The 5,418-nt window shown below is 62.1% G+C and carries 4 protein-coding genes; all 4 read left to right on the forward strand.

All coding sequences use genetic code 11. From position 1 onward, the window contains the following. On the forward strand, positions 1–1,371 hold a 1,371-nt coding region (locus tag EN750_RS16840; protein WP_245482727.1), incomplete at its 5' end, for a hypothetical protein. Positions 1,372–1,379: 8 nt separating this feature from the next. After that, entirely contained in the window at positions 1,380–2,609 is a 1,230-nt protein-coding gene (locus EN750_RS16845) for a GNAT family N-acetyltransferase (RefSeq protein WP_127397080.1), read from the forward strand. A gap of 12 nt (positions 2,610–2,621) precedes the next feature. Next, on the forward strand, positions 2,622–3,845 hold the full coding sequence (locus EN750_RS16850) for a GNAT family N-acetyltransferase (RefSeq protein ID WP_127397081.1): 1,224 nt from the start codon (positions 2,622–2,624) through the stop codon (positions 3,843–3,845). A 160-nt stretch (positions 3,846–4,005) separates the two neighbouring features. Further along, positions 4,006–5,121: a glycosyltransferase family 9 protein gene (locus tag EN750_RS16855; protein WP_127397082.1), complete on the forward strand. Its 1,116-nt coding sequence runs from the start codon at positions 4,006–4,008 to the stop codon at positions 5,119–5,121. Positions 5,122–5,418: the final 297 nt, after the last annotated feature.

Below are 5,418 nucleotides of genomic sequence, written 5' to 3' on the forward strand. Positions count from 1 at the left end.
GCTGAAGACGACCATCGCGCGGCCGGGCAGGGTGCCTGCTGCCCGCGAAGCGGAGACGCGGCCGTGAAGTTAGCGTTTCCGAGCCATCTGGTTCGACGCCTCGTGCTGATGATCGGCGGCGAGGCGATGCAGAGCGGCTTTCATTTTGCCCTCAACATCATGCTGTTGCACATGCTGTCGGCGCAGGGCTACGGCCTCTTCGCCATCGGCATGGTGATGGGCGGTGTCGGCCTGTCCTATATCAGGTCACTCACCGCCGTTCCCGCCAGCATCTGGATGAGCAAGAGCACCAACAGCGCCGGCGTCGATACCTATGACGTGGCGTTCGGAACGGCGGCGCTGATCGTGGCGTTGCTGATGGCCGTCGGCACGGCAGTCCTGATGCATGTCCTTGGCGATCCAAGCGGAATTGCCGCCGGCTGCTTCGTCGGTGCCTGGTCGTTGCGCAGCCATATGCGCACGGCTTTCTTCGCACGGCGCCAGCAGGTTGTCGTCTCCATCAGCGATGGCGCGTTTACAGTCGCCGGCTGTGTCCTGACCGGGCTGTCGATCTGGTTGGTCCAAGACCCGCTGCAGACCGTGTTCTATGCACTAGCCGCGGCAAATGTATTCGGCATTTTCGTCCTGGTCCGGCTGGCGCGGCGCTCGCTTCGCATCAGCTTCCGCATGCCGACGCGGCGACGCTATGTCAGACTGTGGCCCCAGCTGCGCTGGTCGGCATTCAGCGCGACCACCACCAACATCCAGGGTCAATGTCTGGCGCTGCTGGTCGCCGGCATTGCCGGTCCTGCCGCCTACGCACCGCTGGCGGCGGTTCTGGTGCTGTTTGCCCCGCTGCGCATCATCAGCCTTGCTTTCGTCAACATGACGCAGCCGGATCTCGCCAGGCTGATGCGGAACAATGAAACAGGCCGTGTCTGGACGCAGGCCAAGATCTGGGCGCTCGTCATGGGGTTTGGCGGCCTTGCATATGGATGCGCCATCATGTTCGTCCTGCCGATGATAAAATCCCAGGCTCTCCAGGACGCTTCGACCTGGTTCATCGGACTTTTCGTGATCGCGAATTTTGTCCCGATCATGCTCTATATCATGCCCCGTATCGTGCTTGAGATACTCGGCGATTTTCGGATCGTCGCGTTCACCACGACGGGCGGCGCGGTCGTCGGGCTGGCACTGATCGCGGCCCTGCTGGCAATCGCGTCTCCGCCGTGGGCGTTGTTGGGTTCCGCCGTCTCGGAGATGTTCGTGCTCGTGGCATCATGGTATTTCGCGCATCACCGCATGTGGAATATCGAGCATCCCGACGAGGCGCGCGACAGCCGGTTGGGCGCGTGGCGGCGCACGCTGTCGTTCGCCACGGCAAAGCGATAGGAAAAAATATGGCAGTCCAGGCGGTGCAAATTGCTGCGGCGACCGGCTCGCCCGATGGCCAGTCCTCCCATCCGGCCACCGTCGTCGCCAACGATGCATACACGGCGCGGCTCCACACCAGCCTGGAAGCGGTGAGGCCGCTCTGGCTGCGCCTCCAGGCGGACGGTGTGTGCACCGCCCACCAGAATTATGCCTGGGCCGAGGGGATCGTAGCGCGGCTGATGCCGGAAGGTGCCGAACTGCTCATCGTGGAGGTAAACGACGCCGTGACGGGCGTGCCGCGAATGCTGGTGCCGTTGATACGGCGACCGGCTTTCCGCCATCGGGTGATCGAGTGGCTGAGCTGTGGCGTTTGCGACTATGCGGCACCGTTGCTGGCCGATGCGAGCCCGTGGACGACGCAGTCGGCGCAGGCCGCGTGGGCCGCGGTGCGTTCCGTGCTGCCGCCGGCGGACCGTATCCAGATCAGGGGAATTCCGCAATCGATCAGCGGTGTCGCCAATCCGCTGGCCTTGTTGGCGGCCACGCGCGATTCCCTGCATACCAGCTTCGGCCTCACCATCGACGGCGATCCGGAGACCGTCCTCAAGCGACTATGCCGGCCATCCTTCGTCAAGGCTTTCAACAAGGACTGGCGTCGCCTCGAACGGCTTGGCGGCGTGGAACTGGTCGAAGCCAACACGCCGGCCCTGGTGGAGGTCATCTTCGCCGGCCTGGTCCGGATGCGGCTCAGCCGCTTTCGCGAACTGGGCCGCTTCGACCTGCTGACGCAGGCGGCGGTTGTCGATTTCTATCGAAACGCTGCTCTCGAGGGCCTGTCGGATGGGTCGGTGCGGCTCTTCGGGTTGCGTGTGGGTGAAGCTCTTATCGCGGTCCAATACCTGCTGATCCATCAAGTCACCGTTCATGCTCTGCTGATCTCAATCGATCAGGGCGCGGTGCCCAATGTCTCGCCGGGACTTCTGATCATGGGCAAGTTGATGAGCTGGGCGCGCGGGCGCGATTTCAATTATTTCGACCTGTCGGTAGGCAACCAGAGTTATAAGGAACATATGGGTGCCTTGGGTTCGGGTCTGCGCGAGCTTTGCCACGGGATTACGGTGCGAGGCAGCGCCGTGAGCGCAGCCATCGAGATCCGCAACCGGGCCGAGGTGTTCGTGCGCTCCAAACCTCGGCTGCTGAAGAGGCTCCAGGGACTGATGCGGGGTTTGCGGCGCCTGCGCGGGGGATCAGAATGACGGGAGAAGCATGTGGCAAGCTACGCGGCGGGAACGACTCCGATAAAGGATTTGCCCGGTGGGCCGGTTTCCCCTGCTGTCGCCAACGTTGATGCAACCGCGCACTTCACGGCTCGGCTGCACACCAGCTTCGACACCGTAAGGCTGCTATGGCTGCTCCTTGAAGCTCACGGCGTCTGCACTGCCCACCAGCATTATGCCTGGGTCGAAGGAATCGCCGCACGGCTGATGCCCAAAGAAGCGGATCTGGTCCTCGTCGAGGTGAGTGACGCCGTGACCGGCGCGCCGGCCATGCTGCTGCCGCTGATGCGGCGGCGGGCTCTCGGCCACCACGTGATCGAATGGCTGAGCTGTCGCGTGTGCGACTACTCAGTGCCGCTGCTGGCGGATGGGAGAGCGTGGACCAGGCAGAGTGCCGACGCCATGTGGGCGGCGGTCCGTGCCGTGCTGCCACCGGCGGATCGCATCCATATCGCGGGAATTCCGCAGCAGGTCCACGGCGTGGCCAATCCGCTGGCATTGCTTTCGGTGGCGCGGGACTCCATCCAGGTCAGCTCCGGCCTCGTCCTGCATGGTGATCCGGAGACGCTCATCAAGCGGATCTGCAAGCCGTCCTTCGCCAAGGCCTTCCGCAAGCATTGTCGCGGCTTCGAACAGCTTGGTGGCCTCGCTCTGATCGAGGCCGACACGCCTGATCTGGCCGAGGAGCTCCTGGATGCGCTGTTGGAACTGCGGCTCAAGCGTTTCCGTGAGCTCGGGCGTTTCGACCTCCTGACTGAGGCGCCGGTCGTCGATTTCTACCGCGCCGCGGCGCTGCGAGGCCTGTCCAATGGATCGGTGCGGCTCTTCGGACTACGCGTCGGTGAAGCCTGGCTCGCCTCCATCTATGTGCTGGTCAGAAAAGGCACACTTCACGCCCTCCTGCTCGGCATCGACCAGAATGCGGTCGCCAATGTCTCACCCGGCCTGACGACGATGGGCAAGCTGATGATGTGGGGATGCGAGCGGGGCTTCGACTATTTCGACCTGTCGGTCGGCGGCCAGGGCTACAAGCAACATATCGGCGCCTCGAGCTCTTTACTGGCCGAGATTTGCGAACCGGTGACGGTGCGGGGCAGGGCTGCGAACGCAGCCATTTTGCTGCGCAGCCAGGTCGAAGGCATGACGCGGTCGCGTCCCCGGCTGCTCAAGGCCGTCCAGGGCCTGACGCGCCGCTTGCGGCGATTGAAGGACTGAGGACGAGCGTTTGCCGGTCCTGCGATGCAGAGCACCAAGGCCGGCAGGCAAGCTTGTTGACAGGGTCGGTTAACTCTATATCTGAAAGCGCGGCTTGACGTTCAGAAATGAGTGTCCTCGGCAGATTTTTTTAAGTTAGCGTTTTCGGCAGATCATCTCGATGGATGCAAGTTTAGGAGATGGGATTCGTTCCATCCTCATTATCCAAACGAAGTACATTGGAGATGTCGTTCTGACATCTGCTTTGGTTCGCAATCTACGTCTTTCTTATCCACAAGCATCGGTGACCATGCTTTGTGCGCCGGGTCTCAAGGAGTTCATCGTCGCGCAAGGGATCGCCGATGTTGCCGTTGGCTTTGAATCCCGTGGCAGAGGAAGGACTCTGCGCAAGCGTTTGAGCGACTATCGTGGCGTCATCTCTGATTTGCGGCATCGAAGATTTGATCTTAGCATCGACCTTACCGATTCAAAAACCTCGCGGATCATGCATCGTTTGATCGGCGCTCCACTTCGCGTCGGCTTCGATCCTTCCGAGCATCCGATGAAGTTCTGGGAAATCCAGCTTGCAAACGTTCTCGCCGCGACCTTCGGACATGGCGGACCGCATTATCTCTACAGGAACCTGTCTCCACTCCGCGCCCTTGGGCTGGATTGTGAGGACCCAACACCTCGGCTGCAGCCGACCAGTACTGCCCAGGAAGAGTGTGCCAGGCTTCTTGCGGAAAACGCTTTGGCGAAGAAGTCTTACGTGGCCGTGCATGCCGGCGCGAGGTTCGAAGGCCGTTGTTGGCCGCCGCAACATTTTGCTGCGGTCATCGACGAAGTATACGCCAAAACCGGGCTGCGATCCCTCCTTGTTGGCGGGCCGGATGAAGGGCTTGCCGCGCAAAGGATCCTTGAAGTGGCAGCATCGCCGGTCGCAAGTGTCGTCGGAAAAGCCTCGCTTGAGGTCCTGACGGCATTGTTGGCCGAAGCGTCGATCTTTCTTGGCAATGAGAGCGGCCCGATGCACATCGCGGCATCTGTCGGAACTCCAGCGGTGGGGCTGTACGGACTGACGTCGCCTGAGCAATGGGGCCCGTTCGGTGTTCCCAACCGGACGCTCCAGCCGCCCATGCCTTGCCCATGCATCGCTCCAGGTGTGTGTAAAGAAAACAACGCCGGTGGGGTCTATTGCGTCCAGCGGCTCCAGGTTGCCGACGTTGCGGCGGTGACACTCGATCTCATCGGCACGGAAGTTCAAAAATCTGCTCATTCGGGCATGCCGGCCGCGTAGCAGGGCGGCAGCGACGGGCGATTGTTTGGCGGCGCGCTTCACGTCTTGATTCAGGCCGAGGCTCAAACATCTTCAAAAGATTGGCAAATTTGACCGGGCCGCATCCTGCGCTGTCCGCGAAATTGACAGGACGGCGCGTCTCCGCCATCCTTGACCCCAGTCGTCAGGCTGCCGGCAGCGGCCGCGTTGTGTGTCTGGGGCGACCGAGGGCAGTGTCATGTTCAGTCCCGTCACAGGTCAGAATTCCAAGCGCGCCGCGGTGCGCAAGGCGCTCGATCGTCACAAGGTCTACATCAC

This window comes from Mesorhizobium sp. M7A.F.Ca.ET.027.03.2.1, assembly GCF_003999175.1.
GTDB lineage: Bacteria > Pseudomonadota > Alphaproteobacteria > Rhizobiales > Rhizobiaceae > Mesorhizobium.

What these genes read in the sequence shown, in the direction of transcription:
- EN750_RS16845 (WP_127397080.1), top strand. Translation starts at nt 1,380, where the DNA reads ATGGCAGTCCAGGCGGTGCAAATTGCTGCGGCGACCGGCTCGCCCGAT.
- EN750_RS16855 (WP_127397082.1), top strand. Translation starts at nt 4,006, where the DNA reads ATGGATGCAAGTTTAGGAGATGGGATTCGTTCCATCCTCATTATCCAA.